At 50.8% G+C, this 19,412-nt stretch carries 17 protein-coding genes and 1 tRNA gene; 11 read left to right on the top strand and 7 right to left on the bottom strand.

The window, feature by feature from the left end:
• Positions 1–285: 285 nt before the first annotated feature.
• Positions 286–975, bottom strand: coding sequence for an SH3 domain-containing protein (locus ABDW36_RS22780; protein WP_343704238.1), 690 nt, complete (start codon positions 973–975; stop codon positions 286–288).
• Positions 976–1,122: 147 nt separating this feature from the next.
• On the opposite strand from ABDW36_RS22780, the gene ABDW36_RS22775 reads away from it, so the two are divergent.
• Positions 1,123–3,498 (top strand): ABC transporter permease, encoded by a 2,376-nt coding sequence (locus ABDW36_RS22775; protein WP_343704237.1) that lies wholly within the window; start codon positions 1,123–1,125, stop codon positions 3,496–3,498.
• A gap of 7 nt (positions 3,499–3,505) precedes the next feature.
• Here ABDW36_RS22775 and ABDW36_RS22770 read toward each other — a convergent pair whose 3' ends face one another.
• Entirely contained in the window at positions 3,506–3,757 is a 252-nt protein-coding gene (locus ABDW36_RS22770) for a hypothetical protein (RefSeq protein ID WP_343704236.1), read from the bottom strand.
• Positions 3,758–3,869: 112 nt separating this feature from the next.
• Here ABDW36_RS22770 and ABDW36_RS22765 point away from each other — a divergent pair, with 112 nt between their 5' ends.
• From ABDW36_RS22765 to ABDW36_RS22740, 6 genes are all read left to right on the top strand, one after another.
• The gene (locus ABDW36_RS22765) at positions 3,870–4,136 is read left to right on the top strand and encodes a helix-turn-helix transcriptional regulator (RefSeq protein ID WP_343704235.1); all 267 of its coding nucleotides are present in this window, start codon (positions 3,870–3,872) and stop codon (positions 4,134–4,136) included.
• A gap of 69 nt (positions 4,137–4,205) precedes the next feature.
• Positions 4,206–4,649 carry a DUF1572 family protein gene (locus tag ABDW36_RS22760; RefSeq protein WP_343704234.1) on the top strand — a complete coding sequence of 148 codons (444 nt, stop codon included), beginning with the start codon at positions 4,206–4,208 and terminating at the stop codon, positions 4,647–4,649.
• 86 nt (positions 4,650–4,735) lie between these two features.
• Positions 4,736–6,208, top strand: coding sequence for a sulfatase-like hydrolase/transferase (locus ABDW36_RS22755; RefSeq protein WP_343704233.1), 1,473 nt, complete (start codon positions 4,736–4,738; stop codon positions 6,206–6,208).
• An 81-nt stretch (positions 6,209–6,289) separates the two neighbouring features.
• Entirely contained in the window at positions 6,290–7,423 is a 1,134-nt protein-coding gene (locus tag ABDW36_RS22750) for a glycoside hydrolase family 43 protein (RefSeq protein WP_343704232.1), read from the top strand.
• A gap of 89 nt (positions 7,424–7,512) precedes the next feature.
• Positions 7,513–8,025, top strand: a complete 513-nt coding sequence (locus ABDW36_RS22745; RefSeq protein ID WP_343704231.1) for a hypothetical protein — start codon at positions 7,513–7,515, stop codon at positions 8,023–8,025.
• Between the two features lie 6 nt (positions 8,026–8,031).
• Positions 8,032–8,565 carry a hypothetical protein gene (locus ABDW36_RS22740; protein ID WP_343704230.1) on the top strand — a complete coding sequence of 178 codons (534 nt, stop codon included), beginning with the start codon at positions 8,032–8,034 and terminating at the stop codon, positions 8,563–8,565.
• 18 nt (positions 8,566–8,583) lie between these two features.
• Here ABDW36_RS22740 and ABDW36_RS22735 read toward each other — a convergent pair whose 3' ends face one another.
• Entirely contained in the window at positions 8,584–9,306 is a 723-nt protein-coding gene (locus tag ABDW36_RS22735; protein ID WP_343704229.1) for a LytTR family DNA-binding domain-containing protein, read from the bottom strand.
• Positions 9,303–10,058 carry a histidine kinase gene (locus ABDW36_RS22730; protein ID WP_343704228.1) on the bottom strand — a complete coding sequence of 252 codons (756 nt, stop codon included), beginning with the start codon at positions 10,056–10,058 and terminating at the stop codon, positions 9,303–9,305. The genes ABDW36_RS22735 and ABDW36_RS22730 overlap by 4 nt, the downstream gene beginning before the upstream one ends.
• Positions 10,059–10,523: 465 nt before the next feature.
• Here ABDW36_RS22730 and ABDW36_RS22725 point away from each other — a divergent pair, with 465 nt between their 5' ends.
• Positions 10,524–12,896 carry a TonB-dependent receptor gene (locus ABDW36_RS22725; RefSeq protein WP_343704227.1) on the top strand — a complete coding sequence of 791 codons (2,373 nt, stop codon included), beginning with the start codon at positions 10,524–10,526 and terminating at the stop codon, positions 12,894–12,896.
• A 10-nt stretch (positions 12,897–12,906) separates the two neighbouring features.
• A complete protein-coding gene (locus tag ABDW36_RS22720) occupies positions 12,907–13,728 on the top strand; it encodes a DUF4249 domain-containing protein (RefSeq protein ID WP_343704226.1) in 822 nt (273 codons plus the stop codon).
• Positions 13,729–13,793: 65 nt separating this feature from the next.
• Here ABDW36_RS22720 and ABDW36_RS22715 read toward each other — a convergent pair.
• Positions 13,794–13,866 (bottom strand) — tRNA-Lys (locus ABDW36_RS22715).
• 114 nt (positions 13,867–13,980) lie between these two features.
• On the opposite strand from ABDW36_RS22715, the gene ABDW36_RS22710 reads away from it, so the two are divergent.
• Positions 13,981–15,159, top strand: a complete 1,179-nt coding sequence (locus tag ABDW36_RS22710) for a sialidase family protein (RefSeq protein ID WP_343704225.1) — start codon at positions 13,981–13,983, stop codon at positions 15,157–15,159.
• A 5-nt stretch (positions 15,160–15,164) separates the two neighbouring features.
• On the opposite strand, the gene ABDW36_RS22705 is transcribed toward ABDW36_RS22710, so the two are convergent.
• Both ABDW36_RS22705 and ABDW36_RS22700 read right to left on the bottom strand, forming a co-directional pair.
• Positions 15,165–16,661, bottom strand: a complete 1,497-nt coding sequence (locus ABDW36_RS22705; protein WP_343704224.1) for a S41 family peptidase — start codon at positions 16,659–16,661, stop codon at positions 15,165–15,167.
• A gap of 120 nt (positions 16,662–16,781) precedes the next feature.
• On the bottom strand, positions 16,782–17,858 hold the full coding sequence (locus ABDW36_RS22700) for a hypothetical protein (RefSeq protein WP_343704223.1): 1,077 nt from the start codon (positions 17,856–17,858) through the stop codon (positions 16,782–16,784).
• Positions 17,859–18,004: 146 nt separating this feature from the next.
• Here ABDW36_RS22700 and ABDW36_RS22695 point away from each other — a divergent pair, with 146 nt between their 5' ends.
• Positions 18,005–19,411, top strand: coding sequence for a hypothetical protein (locus tag ABDW36_RS22695; RefSeq protein WP_343704222.1), 1,407 nt, complete (start codon positions 18,005–18,007; stop codon positions 19,409–19,411).
• Position 19,412: the final 1 nt, after the last annotated feature.

The raw sequence follows: 19,412 nt of genomic DNA, 5'->3' as shown, positions 1-19,412 counted from the left end.
AAGCAGGTGACAACGCCAATTGATAGCCTGTTTCATACATTAACCAGGGGGAATACCGTGAGGTGTTTCCCTTTTTTTATGTTTTCATGTTTTTATGTATTTGGCAGTGATGAATAACACCTCCCCTGCGGGTAAGCCGCACTGGTACTGTTGGTTGGCAGAGAAGCATGCGTACGGATCGTTCGATGTCAGATAATGGCCCATCTCTTTCAGAAGTCAAATATAGATACAAGTTATTAATCTACCAAACTAGTAGACTAATAATTTTGGGGTACGCGCGAACTATCAGAACCCGTAAAACAGCTGCCTTCCTTTATACATGTTGCGCTCAAACATCCACAGCACTACATAACCGCCGGCGCCATCCGAGTTGAAGGCTTCCAGGAACCATCTGCCGCCTGCACCGTCGTACCGCAGCTGCGTATGATAAAAATTGGGCTCAAACACGTCGTTGAACGCACTATCTGGCATGTTTACGGGGCGGCCTTTCCAGGACGGCCGGAAGGCGCTGTACTCTTCGCGGGGTACGCCGCCGTCTGTACCCCAGAAGTCGCGGCCGTCGATATGGGTCACAAATTCAAACCCTTCGTTCCGGCTATACTGCAGGCGGCGGCTCTCCTGCCTGAAAGGGCCTTTCCGCAGCACGAGGCGCAGCGAATCATGCTGGAACACCAGGCTGTCTCCCGCCGTTTTATGCACGGGCACTTCCGGAAAACCCTGCACCATTTTCAGGCGGGAACGGTGAATATATCCGGAGCCGGGTTGTTTGCCGGTGCCGTAATCCACATAATACCACTCCCCTTCCGTTTCCATGCAGAAAACAATACCGCCGGCGGGCACACGGTCTGTTATGGCAGCTGAGAGCGAAGGTTTGTCACGCACGTTCACATGGCCGTCTTTGTCTTCAACCAATGCAAACTGGGCATGTAACTGCAGTGAAAAGCATAGCGGCGCGAAGAGGAAAAAAAGTCTCATGTGGTATAGGTTAGGCCCTAAAATAACCTAATTCCCGCATCCGGACGCGCCCTGTTCCAAAACCGAACACATACAAATAAACACCATGTATTTAATCCTCATTCGCAATATTTATGCAGATGGCATTCTTTTGGCGGCCGTTTTCCCATGCTTAGAAACCACCTCAAGATTGCCTGGCGCAATCTCCGGCAAAACAAGGGCCTTTCCGCCATCAACATCCTGGGCCTTGGCATAGGGATGGCGTTTGCCATCATCATCGGGCTGTGGATCAGGTATGAGACCAGCTTTGACACCTTTCATGTGAACGGGGACCGTATTGGCCTGATCCGGAAACATACTTTCTCCAACAATGAAAAAAAGACCCAGGTAGGCATTCCCCTCCCCTTGTACGACGAGCTGAAAAGCAATTACCCCGCCATCAAACGTGCATCACGGATGGACTGGGGCAATAATCACAGCCTGGTGGCGGGAGATAAAAAGCTGTCCAAAGCAGGGCTCTATGTTGACCCTGATTTTCTGCAAATGTTCACCTTTCCCATGGTGGAAGGAAATATAGAGACCGCGCTGAATGAGCCCAATTCCGTGGTGCTCACGGAATCTCTCTCCAAAGCCCTGTTTGGAGAAAGCAGCCCGGTGGGCAAAACCCTGAAAGTAGATAATCAGTACCATGTAATGGTAACCGGCGTGGTGAAAGACGTGCCTGTCAATTCCTCTATCACTTTCGAGTTCCTGGCGCCTTTCGAGTTCAAGGTGCAGAACTTTGACTTTATCAAAAATGCCAAAACGCAATGGGGCAACAACTTCCTGGCCAACGTGGTGGAAATCAGGGAAGGCGCTTCTATGGAAGCCGTATCGAAGATGATAGACCCGCTCATCATGCAGAAAGACAACACCCTGAAAAACCAGCACCTGTTCCTGCAGCCTTTTAAAGAAGTGCACCTGTACGAAGAATACAAGAACTGGAAAAACACGGGCGGCCGCATCAAATACATCCGGCTGTTCGGCATCATCGGCATATTTGTGCTGCTCATTGCCTGCATCAACTTCATGAACCTGGCCACCGCGCGTTCCGAAAAACGCGCCAAGGAAGTGGGCATCCGTAAAACGGTAGGCTCCCGGCGCGGAGAGCTGGTGCTGCAGTTCCTCAGCGAGTCTATGCTTACCGCCTTCATCGCTTTCCTTTTCTCCCTGCTGCTGATACAAATGATATTGCCGTTGCTGAAAGACCTCGGTTTTGAACATATCCGTTTTGATTTCAAAGACGTTTCCCTGCTGGGCAGCGTATTGCTGGTTTGCCTGTTCACCGGCGTGATAGCAGGCAGCTACCCTGCTTTTTACCTGTCTTCCTTCATGCCCCTGAAAGCCCTGAAAGGAAAGCTGCAGCAAGGCAGGGGCGCCATCACATTCCGGAAGGTGCTGGTGGTGTCACAGTTTGTGGTATCAATAGCGCTGGTGGTTTGCACCATCATTGTATTCCAGCAGATACAGCACGCCAAAAACAGGTCTGTAGGGTACGACCCCAATAACCTGATCACCATAGACATGAGCAACGACCTGCAGAAAAATTTCAAGGCGGCCAGGCAGGAGCTGCTGAACACCGGGCTGGTAGCTTCCGTGGCGCGTGCATCCAGCCCCATGACACAGTCTTACAACAACTGGAGCGGCTTTACCTGGGAAGGCGCCGCTCCTAACGTGAAAGACGATGTAGTGTTTGATGTGGTGATGACGGATGTTGATTACGAACAGGCCACGGGCGTGAAGTTCCTGCAGGGAAGGCCTTTTTCAAGCGCTTATGCCACAGATACCTCCGCCATCATACTCAACCGGGCTGCGCTGAAGGTGACCGGGTTGAAAGACCCCATCGGCAAGGTGGTGAAGCTGAATGATAAACCGCTTACCGTGGTAGGCGTAATTGAAGACGTGATCAACAGAGACCCGTTCAGGCCCGTTTATCCCGGGGTGCTCCTCTTTCAGCCTTCCAACGCTTTTATTATGCTGGTGCGCCTCAAACCGCAGGCAGACCTGCGCAAGGCGCTGGGCGCCATTCAGCCCGTTATTGAAAGGCACAACCCGGCCTACCCGTTCGAGTACAGTTTTGTAGATGAGGAGTTTGCCAAAAAATTCACTACCGAAAACCAGGCCGGTAAACTGGCCGCCGTGTTTGCCGCGCTGGCCATTTTTATATCCTGCCTGGGCCTGTTTGGACTCGCCGCTTTTATGGCAGAGCGCCGCACCAAGGAAATAGGCATCCGCAAAGTAATGGGCGCCTCTGTGGCCAACCTCTGGATGCTGCTGTCTAAAGAATTTGTGCTGCTGGTGCTGCTGGCCTGCAGCATTGCCTCCCCGCTGGCCCTGTGGCTGATGCATGAATGGCTGGCACAGTATGACTACCGGATAGACATCAGCTGGTGGGTATTTGTGGCAGCGGGCGTACTATCTTTGCTGATTGCACTGAGCACAGTGAGTTTTCAGGCTATCAGGGCGGCGCTGGTGAACCCGGTGAAGAGCTTGCGGGCGGAGTGATGCTAGTTCAGCTTCTCCTGGCAGTTATTATCAGCGGCGGCTTTTTAGCCAGACGACGGGTTTGAGAAGTGATGATGCGATTGATTTTCTGAAGATCTTCCTGCGGGATGCGATGGCTGTGTGTTAAATAGAAGTTGTAGGTTTCATCGTCCCAGCCGCATTCCATACAGATGCGGGCGTAAACGGCGTCGCTGAGGAGATTGAGGACAGAGATAGCTTGCGGAAGCTGGTAACAGGTTCTGGATGTTTGGTGTTGCATTGTGGTTGGAATTGATTAATGTACAATGGAATTGCTGGCTCGCGTACAAGCCTGCACTGCGGGTGTTGCCATACTGATGCAATATACATGAAATACCAAATTGTACCCATACTTGGGTACAATTATTTTATTAAATCGTTGGAATTTCCTTCCTGATATGGCAATTACAGAAAACAAATTTCTTATTGACTTTGGCAAACGCCTGCAAAAGTTGCGAATTGCAAAGAAACTCAGTACTCGTGAGTTCGCCTACAAGGCTGATATATCACATAGTTCTGTGGGAAGATTAGAGGCCGGGGAAACTAATCCTACGCTGACCACCCTGGTGAAGCTGGCAGATGCACTGGAGATTGATATGAAAGCGTTGACGGGGTATTGATAGTTACTATCGGTTGGCAAGATTGTTAATCCTTCTTAAAAAGGGGGGAACTAGTTAAATCCACACACCATGTTGAGTACCATCTTATCCGGCTTCTACGAAAGAGACCTCCAGAAACTGATCGAAGAGGTCAGGCTGTTCAAACATGAGGAAAATCTCTGGAAAACCGCCGGAACAGTGAAGAACTCCTGCGGTAACCTTGTGCTGCACATCCTTGGCGGTACCAATTTCCTGATAGGCGCAACGCTGGCCGGAACGGGGTATATCCGTGACCGTGATGCGGAATTTACCACAAAGGGCGTGAAACGGGAAGTATTGATAACCCGGCTGGAAGCGCTGGCGCAACTGGTCGGCAAAACGGTAGGCAGCCTTTCTCCGGAACAGCTCGAAGCTGCGTACCCGCGGGAGTTTGATGGCGCCCAACGTTCTGTTGCCTATGTACTGACGCAGCTGGCGCTTCATTTGAACTACCATCTGGGCCAGGTGAATTATCTCCGCCGGGTGTTGGAATAAGGCGTAATATTATCCATGTATGCCATAAAAATTTCCATTAAAATAAAACCCTGTAAAAGTAATATTGTAGCAACCAAACGCTACGTATGAAAAACGCCTTCGCCGCATGTTTTGTATTGACGCTCTTCGCCGCCTGTACCACGCCGGAAAAGAAACCCAATGTAATCCTGATAGTAACTGATGACCAGGGTTACGCCGACCTCAGCGCCTACTCTCACGTTTCAAAAGATTGCACCACCCCCAACATGGACCGCATTGCCAAAAGCGGCGTGCTGTTCACCAACGGCTACGCTTCCGCTCCTGTTTGCAGCCCATCCCGCGCCGCCATCTATACCGGCAAATACCAGCAGCGCTGGGATTCCGCCATGTACTGGAGCCCCGGCTTGCCGGGCAATGTGCGCACCCTTGCGGAAATGCTGAAAAGCGCCGGGTACACCACGCAAAAGATCGGCAAAAGCGACTACGGCAAGCACTATCATACCGCCAACGCACGGGAGTTCCCTACCCGCCATGGTTACGATCACTTCCTGGGCTTCAGCGCCCATGCGCACGATTATTTTCTGCTGGACGAGGATATTGAAAAGGCCACGCCAGATCCCTACGGCCCGAGTGAAGCGCTGGGGCGATTGTTCCGGGACACCACCAAAGAAAGTTTCCGCAATACCTATACTACAGACCTGTTCACAGACGAAGCCATCCGCTTCATCAACGAGCAAGAGAACGGCCAGCCCTTCTTCCTTGACCTCTCCTACAACGCCGTACACCACCTGATACACGAGGTACCGCAGAAGTACCTCAACAAATGGGGCGTTCGCAAAATTCCCGATTATGATACGGCTTACGGCAAATACGCCCAGTACTACTGGGACTATACGCAGGTGAACAAGATCACGGACGATGAAATGCGCCGCTATTACCTGGCCAACCTGAATTGTTTGGATGATAACATCGGCCGTTTGCTGGATGCGCTCAATGCCCGCAACCTGCTGGAGAACACCCTCATCATTTTTGTTTCGGACAATGGCGGCGAGCCTTTAAGCGGCGCCAATAACCTTCCTCTATGCGGCTCCAAGTATACCATGCATGAAGGCGGCATACGCGTGCCCTTCATGATGGCCTGGCCGGGTAAGCTGCCGGAAGGCAAGGTATACAGCCACCGGGTGTCTGCGCTTGACATTGTGCCCACTGCGCTGGAAGCGGCAGGCATCAATAACACCACACAGTTTGACGGCGTGAGCATCCTCCAGCCGGTAAAGGCAAACCGCCCCTCCGCAGCGGCCGCGGCGCCCCTCTGCTTCCAGTTTGACAAACACTACGCCGTGATAGACGGGCCCTGGAAACTGGTGCACACATTCGACTATAATCCCGCAGACCGCCCCATCACCAGCCAGATACTGCTGGGCGCGCATAATAACGAACTGGCCCTGTACAACCTTGAAAAAGACCCCGGTGAAAGGGAGAACCTTCTTGAGAAAGAACCGGCCGTAGCGGCCAGGCTGAAGGAACAGTTTGCCCGGTGGAAGGCGGCTATGCGGGAAGACCATCACCGGTACAGGTAGGCCCCTGCTTTCCTCCCCGCCAAATTATAATATGTAACTTCTTACGGTTATATTTGGCTGCAGAGAAACAAATACCGGATAATGAAACGAACCATAAAGGCCGCAACGGGTCTCTTCCTGTTAACACTGGCCCTCAATACCACTGAATTACAGGCCCAGGCCGGCCGCACCTATCAAAACCCGTTACCGGTTGCCTTTGGCGACCCGTACGTGTTGCAGGTAAAAGGCGATAAATATTACATGTACGGCACGGGCGGCGCCAAAAACGGGTTTGCCGCCTACTCCTCTCCTGACCTGGTGAACTGGAAAAAAGAAGGCCAGGTATATTACGCCGGCAACCAGAACGGCTGGAGTGATTCTACCGCTGCCTGGAACGGGGCCTACTGGGCGCCTGAAGTATATGAATACAAAGGCAAATTCTACATGTTCTACAGTGCGCAATGGAAAGAGAACCCCACCAAGGAACTGGAAAACTTCCGCATAGGGGTGGCGGTGGCAGACCGCCCCACCGGCCCGTTCATAGACCTCCACAACAAGCCGGTTTTTGACCCCGGCTATCCTATTATTGATGCCAACGTACTCTTTGATAAAGACGGCAGAATTTATCTCTATTACTCCCGCTGCTGCTACAAACACGCGGTAGAAAGCGAAGTAGCCACCTGGGCCCGGCAACAGGGATGGTATGACACCATAGAGGAAAGCTGGGTATACGGCGTGGAGCTGAAACCCGATTTCAGCGGCGTAATTGGCGAACCTGTGATGCTGTTGCGTCCGCCTGTAAAAATGAACGATAAACAGGCGGAATGGGAAAGCCGTTCCGTTACCTCCAAAGAAGTAAACCGCCGGTGGACGGAAGGCTCCGTTGCCTTCAAAAAAGGCGATACCTACTATATGATGTACTCCGCCAACTATTTCGGCGGCAAGAACTACGCAGTTGGGTACGCCACTTCCAAAAGCCCGCTGGGACCGTTTACCAAGGCAACCAACAACCCCGTGCTGCAGAAAAACGTGGAGAAAGGCGGCGTAGTGACCGGCACCGGGCATAACAGCATCACCTGGTCGCCAGACGGGAAAGAGATGCTTTGCGTATATCATGCCCGCACATCCGCAACCGGCGATAAACGCGTGGTCTTTATTGACCGGATGAAGATATTGAAGAACGGGAAGCTGGTGGTGGAAGGGCCTACTACTGCGCCACAGGCGGTACCGGAGTAATATTGCCGTTTGTCAAGATTATGCAGCATTAAGTGTAAAGATCCCTCTCCCCTGCCCGGCAGATCGTAGCTTTGGGGAAATTGCCGTATATGAAACAGTCCAGACCTGTTTTGATAGCTGCTTTATTGTTATGTACAGCAGCATGCGCACGTTCACAGCACGATAGCCGGGAAAATTTATCCGTTCTGGGAACCTTTGTTGCCAGCACGCCCTGCAGCCAGGGCACCAAACCGCTGCCAGGCATTCCCGCCAATGCAGATTGCGAGCTGATGAAGTGGAAGCTTGTCCTTTACCAGCACAAGGAAAAGAAAACCCCTGCCACCTACCAGCTCCATTGCTGGTATGGTTTACCCAGGCAAGGAACTACCGGGCTTGCCCGTGGGGGAACAACAATTGAGCTGGAAGGAAAATGGACGGTGCTGAAAGGCACGGCATCAAAACCTCATGCAGTAATTTACCAGCTCCACGACAGCAAAACGAACCGCGCCATCTCATTCTTAAAGCTCGGCAACGACCTGCTTCACCTGCTGGACGCCGACCTCCAATTGATGACAGGCAGCGCCGCATGGAGCTATACCCTGAACAGAACTGAAAATAAATAAACCATCATGAAAACGGTCCTCACCATAGCTTGCTGCCTCTTGTTTGTGCATCTTTCAGAAGCGCAAACAGCCGCGGCTGACAACAGGCTTTCACAGGCCATCACATTCCGGCCCATACCGAAAGGCCCCTCCGTTCTGGGTGTTTTCCAGGGGCGGCCACCCTGCCCTGCCATAGCCAGACAGCTGCAACTGCCGGTACCGGCTGATTGCCCGAAGTTGAAATGTGAACTTGTGTTTTACCGGCAACCGGCCACCTTTACGCTATATATCGTTGGCGGTGGCGAAGAGGTGCAACAAGACGGGAACACCTACCGCCGGCAGTACCTGAAGGGCAAATGGTCAATCGTTAAGGGGCTTGGCGCAGACCCGGAGGCAGAGGTATATGCGCTGGATTTCGACGCCCCGAAAACCCGCCTGTATTTGTACAAGGGCAGTGAAAATGTTCTTTTTGTGCTGGATGACAATAAACAATTCAGGGTTGGGGATGAAGAATTCAGTTATACATTGAACAGGGTTGAGCTGGTACCCGGCGTCAAATAACCTGCGCCGGAAAGTAAATTACCTGCCCACGATCTTTTTTGTCACAAATTCATCGAAGAAAAAATCCCTGTAAATACTTCCGACAGGGATCTCGTTCGTACCCATATACACCGTGTTATTATCCACAGAATCTATATGTTTAACGTTGATGACATAAGATTTGCTTACTCTTACAAACATGTCTTTGGGCAATTGATCATAGATGGTCTTGATATTCATTGCCGTAATAACTTTCTGATTTTCGCAGTGCATCACCACATAATCCTTTAACCCCTGAATAAACAGTATGTTGTTGAAACTGATCTTGAAAATTCTCCGGTCTGCCTTTACAAAGAAAAAATCGTCTGCTACCTGTTCAATATTATTATTGGCATAACCCGCCTTCAATAGCCTGGAGTAGGTGTGGGCTTTTTCAACAGCCTTTTGAAAACGCTCCAGCTTTACGGGTTTTATCAGGTAGTCAATGGCATCCACTTCATAACTGTCGGTAGCAAATTCAGAATAGGCGGTGGTGAAAATCACGAATGTTTCTTTCGGAATGGTACGGGCAAATTCAATTCCGTTAACGCCGGGCATTTGTATGTCAAGAAAGATCAACTCAACTGCATTGCTTTCCATGAAACTTTTGGCTGCTTCGGGGCTGTTGAACGACCCGGTCAAATTCAAATTGTCAGTCTGGTCAACCAGCATTTCAATGGCTTCCCTTGCCAGTGGCTCATCATCTACAATAATACAGTTCATAGCTTTATGGTTAAGGTTACGCAATACCTTTCGGGGTCATCTTCAATATTCAGACTATGTGCAGCCGGGAACAAAAGCTCCAGTCTCCGTTTAACATTTGCCAACCCCAATCCGCCTGCATTATTAACAGACTTAAGCACTGGTTTGGAATTGATGCATGTAAAGAAAAGCTCATTGTTCCTGACATTAAAATACAGGTTTACGTAAGACGATCTTGTTGCATCATTGTTATGCTTCACGGCATTTTCCACAAACGAAATGAATAGCAAAGGAGGAATCTGCACACCGCTCAAATCCCCTTCTTTTGAGATCAGGAAATCGAAGCTGTCCCGCCTCACCTTTTCCAAATTTAAAAAATCTTCCAGGAAATGAATGTCCGAGGTCAGCAACACCTTCTCCCTTGCGCTGTCATAAAGCTGGTAGCGCAGCAGATCGCTCAGCTTCATTAAAACCTGGGAGGCCTTTTCAGGGTCTTTCTTCGTTAGCACATTGGCATTGTTTAGCGTATTGAACAAAAAATGCGGGTTGATCTGGTTTTTCAATTGCTCCAGTTCCGCATAAGTTTTTGACCGTTCCAGCTCGTAGATCAATTGTTTGTCCATCATTCCCTTCTGGAACAGCTTTATTGAGGAAGAAGCCGCTAAAAGCAGCGCGGTAAGGAAGGAAAAAAGCGGAATGTTCAGCCCATTCTCTTTATTAAAAGGATTGAGAAAATAACCACAAACAGCTACTATAACAAGAATGCCGATCACGGACAAGCAGTAAGCAATATTCCTGTTCCTGAACAAAAACCTCGGCACCAGCACATACATATTTACATAAAACAGTATAATGAAATACACAAATACCAATACCGGGCTGTCAATAACAGAGGCGCTGTTGTACAGCACAGCACCTATAAAAACGATGAGCAGCAGGTGCCGGAATATCCTCCGGTCAGGTGAGATCAGAAAGCGGAAAAGCATGTTTTCGCTAGCAAGCTGCTGACGGGTAAATTCACTCATTTATAAAATTATGTATACAAATTTAATACTTAACCCCCTGTCCTGACCTGGTTTTATACGAAAACGCATCCTTTTTATACGAAAGCATATTTTGTAGCGCCCCGCTATACTTTGCTATAAAAGATACCACATTTGGTATAATTAGAAAAAGGCGGTTATAGAAAGGATTTTTCTTTGTATCCAGGTTGAAATTGTTAAATCGACTTTTAAAACATGAGATACAAGATCATTTATGCGCTGCTGCTTATAACCACTTCATTCAGGGCCTACTCACAGGAGAAAGTTACATTGAGCGGAACAATCACCATAAAAACGAACACGGAAACCATCAGCGGTGCAAGCATTTTTATTCCTGCAGCAAAAGTTTCAACAGTTACCAATGCTTATGGCTTTTATTCTATCACCCTCCCCAGGGGAGAATATACCATTGTGATCAGCCATGTAGGATTTGAGAACATCGAGGAACATATCATGCTGACGGGAAACACCAGGAAAGACTTTTCCATGCTTGAAAAAAGCAAAACGCTGGATGAAGTAGTGGTAAAATACAATAACTCGGCCAGCAACATCCGGAAACCGGAAATGAGCGTGAATAAGCTATCTATTGCCACCGTCAAAAAGATGCCGGCAGTGATGGGCGAGGTTGATATCCTGAAAGCCATTCTGCAGCTACCAGGGGTTTCCAATGCACAGGAAGGGGCAACGGGCTTTAACGTCAGGGGCGGCCCGGTAGACGGTAATTTGATACTGCTGGATGAAGCTGTGGTTTACAATACTTCGCACCTGTTCGGCTTTCTCTCCGTTTTTAACGCTGACGTGATCAAAGACCTGAAATTGTATAAAGGCGGGATACCTGCCAGTTTCGGCGGCCGCACTTCCTCCGTGCTGGACATTTATCAAAAAGAAGGGAACAACAAGGAATATCACCTCACGGGCGGAATTGGAGCGGTTTCCAGCCGGTTATTGGCAGAAGGGCCTATTGTAAAGGATAAAGGGTCTTTCGTGGTGGCAGGCCGTGCTTCTTACGGTCATTTGTTCCTGAAACTGGCAGACAACCCCAACGCTGTTTCTTTTTATGATCTGAATGCCAAACTGAATTACAAGATCAATGACAACAACCGGATCTTCCTTTCAGGATATTTCGGCAAGGATAACATGGATTTCAGCAATTTTTTCCGCAATAATTATTCAAACTCGTTCTTTAACCTTCGCTGGAACCATGTTTTTTCCGATAAATTATTTTCCAATGCATCGGTCATTTACAGCAAGTACAATTACGGCCTGAAGATAAAATATGTTGGCATTGACTGGGTTTCTGACATCCGTAATTATAATCTGAAATACAATTTCAGCCACCATCTGTCTGACAAGCTGGTATTGAATTACGGCGTCAATTCCATCTATTACCAATTCAATCCGGGCACCATCAAACCGATGGATGCTGCATCGCCTGTCAACGCCGGCCAGATCGAAAAAAAATATGCCTGGGAAAATGCATTATATATCAGCGCAGATCATCAGCTCACGGATCAAATATCATTGAATTATGGCTTGCGGTATAGCAGTTTTCTACGGTTGGGGGAACAGCATGTAAATAATTATGCCGGTGATCAGGCAGTACTTTTTAACCCTGAGCTGCAAATCTATGAAGAAGCAAGGCCTGTAAGCACAACACATTACGATAAAAACAGGAAGATCATTGATTTTGGGAATCCGGAACCCCGTTTGGCGGTATCTTATGCCCTGAATGACCACCAATCCATCAAGGCAAGTTATAACCGGATGAGCCAGTATATCCATTTAATTTCCAACACGGCCTCCGTTTCGCCACTAGATATCTGGGCGCCGAGCGACCAGTACCTGAAGCCCGAAATTCTCGACCAGGTGGCCTTGGGCTATTTCAGAAATTTCAGCAACGGAAAATATTCTCTGGAAGCTGAAGCTTTTTACAAGAAGACCCAAAACAAGGCAGACTACATTGACGGCGCCGAACTGATTGCCCACAGAGCCATAGAACAGGTTCTGCTCAATGGGGAGGCAAGGGCTTACGGGCTGGAGCTGATGCTGAAGAAAAACACCGGAAAGCTGACAGGCTGGCTTTCTTACACACTTTCCAGGGCAGAGCAGCGCACGCCGGGCAGAAACGCGGAAGAACCCGGCATTAACAGGGGCGACTGGTACCGTGCCAATTACGACAAAACGCACAACCTGTCACTTACAGCCGCTTATCAGCTCTCCAGGAAATGGAGTTTTGGCGGCATTTTCACCTACCAGACCGGGAAAGCCGCCACCTATCCCATCGGCAAATATCAGTACCAGGGAATTACCGTGGCCAATTACGGGGAGCGGAATATCAATTCGCTGCCGGCTTATCATCACCTGGATTTATCAGCCACCTACACGCCCAAGCCAGACAGCAAAAAGCGGTGGAAAGGCGAATGGGTGTTCAGCATCTACAATGTTTACAACAGAAGCAACGCCGCATCTCTCATGTTTGAGCAAAACAGGGAAACAGGGCTGAGCGAAGCCAAACGGATATCTATTTTCGGTATCATCCCCGGTGTGACCTACAATTTCAGATTTTAATCCTGACAACATGAAAAATATACTTAGATACCTGGTTATTTCCTGCTGCTTATTTCCGCTGGCCTGCACCAAAGTAGTGGAAGTAGACCTGGAAACAGCGGAACCCAAACTGGTAATTGACGCATCTATTGACTGGATAAAGGGTACCGCAGGCAATGAGCAGAAGATCAAACTCTCCACTACAACCGGGTATTACAACCCGGTATTCCCGGCAGTTTCAGGAGCGGATATAGTGGTAACAAATTCAGAGAATACTGTTTTCAGCTTTGTAGAAAATGCCGGTACGGGAGAATATATCTGCTCAAACTTCCACCCGGTTATCGGGGAAACCTATACATTAAAAGTAGTTTTACACGGCGAAACCTATACTGCCACTGAAACTTGTATTGCTGCGCCGGACATTGAAAATAATATTGAACAGAACAATGCCGGCGGATTTGGCGGTGATGAAGTGGAAATCTCCTACTACTACCAGGATAACGGCAATGAGGAAAATTACTATCTGCACCGCATCGTATCTCCCGTGTCAACATTCCCGGACTATAAAGCCGAAGATGACGGGAACAGCCAGGGCAACCTGATGCAGGAATATTTTTCCGACAAAGACCTGAAGCCCGGAGATATGATAAATATCAGGCTGTATGGGATTTCCAGGAGATATTATGATTATTTCAGGAAATTATTGACCGCATCCGGGGCTGGTGGCGGCCCGTTTCAAACAACGCCTGGTCAGGTGAGAGGGAATATCATCAACCAGACGCATTTTGCAAACTTTGCTTATGGGTATTTCAGGGTGTCGGAGGTGGATGTGAGGGATTATACGGTACGGTGATCCCAATCAAACTGAAACGGGTAAAAAAAATGGGACAAGTCTAGAAAAGGACTTATCCCAAACCGTGACCCTGTAGGGACTCGAACCCTAGGCCCGCTGATTAAGAGTCAGCTGCTCTACCAACTGAGCTACAGAGTCAAAAAAGTGGTCAAATCTAGTAAATTATCCGCAATTCCCACAAAATTCCTCCCTTTCATCCCTCCAATTTTATTATTATCATTGTTCTTTGTCCCGCTCAAATCACACCACCAGATGAAGCAACACTTACTATCCATCGCCCTGGTCATTGCCATCCTCGTTACCGCCCATGCGCAGGACGTGCGGCCTCCCGGCGCCATCATCACCCACGTTCCCGCCGCCACCAAAACCTATATAGGCTCGCCAAGCATTGCTATTCTTCCGAATGGAGATTACGTAGCCTCCCACGATCTCTTCGGCCCCAACAGCTCCGAATTTGTGCAGGCCGTTACGCGGGTGTACCGCTCCAAAAACAAGGGGAAAACCTGGAAACAAGTGTCGGAGATCAGGGGCGCCTTCTGGTCCAGCCTCTTTACGCATAAAGATACCTTGTACCTCCTGGGGCCAGACAGGCATCACGGTACGGTGCTAATACGCCGCTCCGTGAACGGCGGCAAAACATGGACACAGCCCACCACCAAAGAGAACGGCCTGCTGCTGGCGGGGCAGTATCACTGCGCGCCCATGCCGGTAGTAGTGCACAACGGCCGCCTCTGGCGCGCCATGGAAACGGCCCACGGCCCCATCCTGGAATGGGGGAAACGCTACGGCGCCATGGTGATGTCTGCCCCGGTAGACGCAAACCTGCTGAACGCCGGCAGCTGGACGGTGAGCAACTCCCTCCTTTATGATTCCAGCTACCTCAACGGCCGCTTCACCGGCTGGCTGGAAGGCAACGCGGTACCTGCGCCAGACGGCGGTATGGTAGACATGCTCCGGGTAGACGACAAAACATCTCTTGATGAAAAAGCGGCCATTGTGAAGATCAGCGCAGACGGCAAAAAAGCCAGCTTTGACCCTGCCACCGGCTTTATCTCCTTCCCCGGCGGCAGCAAAAAGTTCGTGATACGTTTTGATCAGCAATCAGGCCGGTACTGGACGCTGGCCAACGCTATCCCTGACACCTTCCGGCAACAATACCCGAAAAGGAACCCTGCCGGTTTCCGCAATACGCTGGTGCTCATGAGCTCCAAAGACCTGCAGCAGTGGCAGGAGCATGCCGTGATACTGCAGCATCCGGATGTATTGCGCCACGGTTTCCAGTACGTAGACTGGCTGTTTGAAGGGGAAGACATGATAGTGGCCTGCCGCACGGCGTTTGACGAAAAGGACGGACAGGCGCACAATAATCATGACGCCAATTACCTCACCTTCCACCGCATCAGCAATTTCCGGGAAAAGGCAAACAGGTAAAAGCGCTACTTTTTCTTTTCCTCCGCAATCAACCGGTACACAAACTCCAGCTGCGTATCTTTTACGGTCACCAGGTCGTGTACCGTATAAGACACGGCGTAATGCGGCATGGTGCCCCTGCCCTTCTCCGCCGGCTCTTTCACAGCATTGCGGTAATACATCAACGGAATATTCACCCGCATTTTGGTAGCAGGCAATTCCAGGCCAATAAACTCGGCGCCATTGCCGCCGGTGTAGTTGCCGCCGGTTTCTTCCCCTACAAACGTGCCCAGCCCAAGGCTGTGGGCCACGGCGGTGAACTCGGCGGCGGCAGAGCCTGTGCCGCCGTCTGCCAGGAAATACACTTTGCCCCTGAACGCGTTCGGCCTGGGCTGTACATAGCCCAGCGTGCGCATAAGGCCCTCATTGAGCGGATAAGTGCCGTCTGGCTGCCGCTGCAGCCTGGGGGCTTCGTTTTTTATCTGCTCCTGCGGAATGCTGGAATAACGGAGGAAGGGAGAATTGTTGGTGATCATGTGCAGGCTTTCATAATAACGCACGGGCTTGTCAATAAAATAACCCAGCAGCTCAAAGCCCTGGGAGTCATAACCGCCGGCGTTCTGGCGGAGGTCTACCACCAGGTGCGTTACCTTGGCTCCCGCTATTTTCTGCATACAATCGTCCATAAACGCCCGCAGTTTGGCGTCAGCTTCTTCAGCGGTTTTACCTCCGAAGTAGTCTTTCAGCACCAGGGTGGCTACGCCGGTTTTGCGGTTAACGGAAATATACCGCCGCAATCCTTTGGTGGCCTTGAACTCCCTGCGGGCGCCCTGGAAAAGGGGCTTGTTGAGCGGGTTTTGCTGGCCGTTGCGCCTGGCCTCCGCCACGGTAACAGCGTTTACGGTAGCGCTATGCTCCTGCCCCTTGCGGTCTGCGTAGGTGATGTGGAAGGTGTCTGTTTGCGCTATCAGGGCATTGTAATAAAAGGAGAACATGTAATCGAATATCTGCCGGTATTTGAGGGTTTCATTATAGCCGTCTGCCGATATATGGCGGAACATTTCCTGCACAATGTCTTTCACGGGGCGGCCATTGATGGTGAGCAGGCGGCTGTCTGTAGCAACGGCGGTACTGGTGGTGCGGTTCATGACAAGATAGGGCCCCCCTTCCAGAAAATAGATCTGGAAAGGGAAGAAGAAACCCGCGGTATGCAGGGTGTCCAGCCAGTTGCGGCGCGGCTCTGCTACCGTGTGGGCACAACGTATGCCTGCCACCAGCCGGGTCAGCAAGGCATAAAATGCCCGGTGGCTCATGCTGTCTGTTACGGCCGCGCGCGTAGCGGCCAGCGCACTGTCAAACTGGGCGGCGGTCTGGTAACGGTAGAGGCCGGGGTGGGTTTCTTTCAGGGCCTGCTCCAGGTAATCCAGGTCATTGATCAATGCCTGCCGGGAATAAGTGGTTTGCTGGGAATAAGTGGAACGGGAAACTAACAGGAACGTAAGAACGAACAAGCATGGCTTCATCTTTTTTTGCCGGCAAACTAGCAAAAAATGAAGCTGCGCCAGGCGCGGATAATAGTCAAATCCGGAAATGAGCGCTGGCGGATACGCTCATTGTCCGGATCGCAGCGGTAGATGCAGGTGTTATTCCTCCAGCCTGGCTTTTATTCCCCAGCCGCCGAAGGTTTCAGATACGGCTATCCACAGTTCGTTGCGGCCTTTTTTCAGATCAAGATAAACAGCGTCCCAAAAACCTACGGTGCCCAGGAAGCGGTAGTCTCGCGACATAAATACGTCTTCCCCCGCATAGAGGAGCTTGTTGTTGAGATATACCTTTGCCCGGTCTGAAAAACCGAAAGAGAGTTTCCGGATGCCGGGCTGGTCTGCCTCTATTACCTTTCTCACAAAAACGGTGTTGCTGTCTTGCGTAACGCCGGCCAGCATAGCCAGGTCTGTAATGCCGTTGTAGTCTGCGCCGAGCGTTTTCCAGCTGAGCGCGGCCGCATCTTCCGGCTTCAGCCAGGTTTTACCGGCCAGGCTTTTTTCCGTGAACACATTGCTCACCTGCCATTCTGTGATACTTCCGGCAGGCAACGGCGCCGGCGGTTCGGCGCGGCCTTTGAGCGTTACGTCATCACCCGGCGCGTAGGAGAAATTGCTGAACCAGGTGGTAGCAGGGGCACCGTTGACCAGGGCTATCATGCCGCTGGCCACGTCCCTTTTCAGTTCCCGGATGAAAAGCACGGGCGTGTCTTTCTTGTCAAGATACACTTCGGCCTGTTTGTCTTTCACCACCAGGCGCACGTGCAGCCAGCGGTCAACCGGCAGTTGCACCGGGTTGTTGTAACCGGCGCCGTAATACAATTGCCAGCCGCCCAGGCCGTTCCACACAGGGGTGTACTGCATGGCGTCAGGGTTGCCGGACTGGTGGGGGCGCAGGTAATATTGTTCGTAATTCAGCTCGTCCTGCATGCGGAAGTTGACGGCCGGGAAGTAGCGGCCGTTAGACAAGGCAATATCAAATTCAATAATACCGTTACGGAAATTGGCATCTTTCAGCACTGCGGCCCCCCGTTTGACCCGTAGCGCGGGCTGCCCCAGGTGGGTCTCCTGCACGGCCTCTTCCGCCTGTATCGTCCAGCGGGGAGAATCAAACGGAATGGCCGTTTGTGCAGAAGCATGACTAGAAAAAATAATCAGGATAATAAAAAGGCGGAACATGAATACAATGCGTTAAGTGGTTAAAAAAAACAGTATTTTGGATGTGGTACCAGATGCAAGGTATTATTTCCAACAGCCCGCGGCTATTCATGCAAAGTGCAAAACCGTTCAAAGTTGTTCACGCCATATTTAATTGATTATCAATCATGAACACCTCCCAACTCCTGCAGCAATGTTGCGCCCTGATAGAACAAAAACTTGATTGGGGCAGCAGCGAACATTGGCAGAACCAGGATTTTGACGCCCTTAGCACCCGCATATTTGATGAAACACAGGTAGTATTGAGCGTAAGCACATTAAAAAGAGTGTGGGGGAAGGTGAAGTATGACAGCTTCCCCTCGGTGACCACGCTCAACACGCTCGCCGTATTTGCAGGGTATGAAAACTGGCGGGCGTTCCGGCAGCAGGTAGCGGGTAATGGCAACGGGGGGCAGGATGCGCCTGATGGCAAATTAGCAGACCGGATTGTTTCTCCGGCTGGTGGTAATGAAGGCGATGAGGAGTGGACGGATGCGGATGATAACGAAACGCCGGCGAAGGGAAGCGTAACCGGCACCGGGCATTCCTCCGGGAACCCTGTTACTCTGCCTGCTGACATCACCGCCCCGCGCAAGCGCCACCCCGCCTGGTACGCCATCCCCGCCGTGATAGCGGTACTAGCTTTGGCCGGCTGGATGTACAAAAAAAGCGGCGCCACCAGTTCAGACAGCTACAGCTTCAGCAGCCAGCCGCTGGCCAGCGGCATTCCCAACTCAGTGATATTTAATTACAACGCTGACGCGGCGGGAGATGATTCTGTTTTCATCCAGCAGTCATGGGACCCACGGCGGCGCTTCCCTGTACCGGCAGGCGGACGTACCTACACCTCTATATATTATTACCCCGGTTACTTCCGGGCCAAGCTGGTAGTGGGCAAGAAGATCGTCAAGGAGCATGACCTGCTCATCACCTCCAACGGCTGGCTGGCAGCAGTAGAGCAGGAACCTGTACCGGTCTATTTCAGCCGGCAGGAAACAGTAGATAGCGGCATGCTGCACATCACCCCTGCCCTCATGCAAACAAGGAACATCCCCCTCCAGCCGCAGGTGCCCCAGGTACGTTATTATAATATAGGTGACATGCAGGGCCTGATGAACGATAATTTTGTATTTGATACCGAGCTGAAAAGCGAATTTGGCCAGGGCTCCGCCGTATGCCAGCGGGCTACCGTGCTGGTGCACTGTGAAAACGCCATATTCATGATCCCGCTGGGCATTCCCGGATGCGTGGGAGATATGTTCCTGATGCTGCCTGAAAAGGAAATGATGGCCGCCAACACAGACCTTTCCGGTTTTGGCGTGAATATGAATGAATGGGTGCAATTACGCTGCGAGGTACGCAACAAACAGATAAAGATCTCTGTGAACGGCAAAAAAGCTTATGAAGGTGCTTTTGCCGGGGAGGCCAACAAAGTGGTGGGCGTCAGCTACCGTTTTGAAGGCCCTGGGGCTGTGAACAGCGTGAAGCTGGCGCGGCTGAACGGCAGTGCGGTGCTGGAGGATACGTTTGATTGAG

This window comes from Chitinophaga sp. (assembly GCF_039596455.1).
Taxonomy (GTDB): Bacteria; Bacteroidota; Bacteroidia; order Chitinophagales; family Chitinophagaceae; genus Chitinophaga.
Note: the sequence above shows the minus strand (reverse complement) of the source record. Positions and strands in the feature narration are given on the sequence as shown.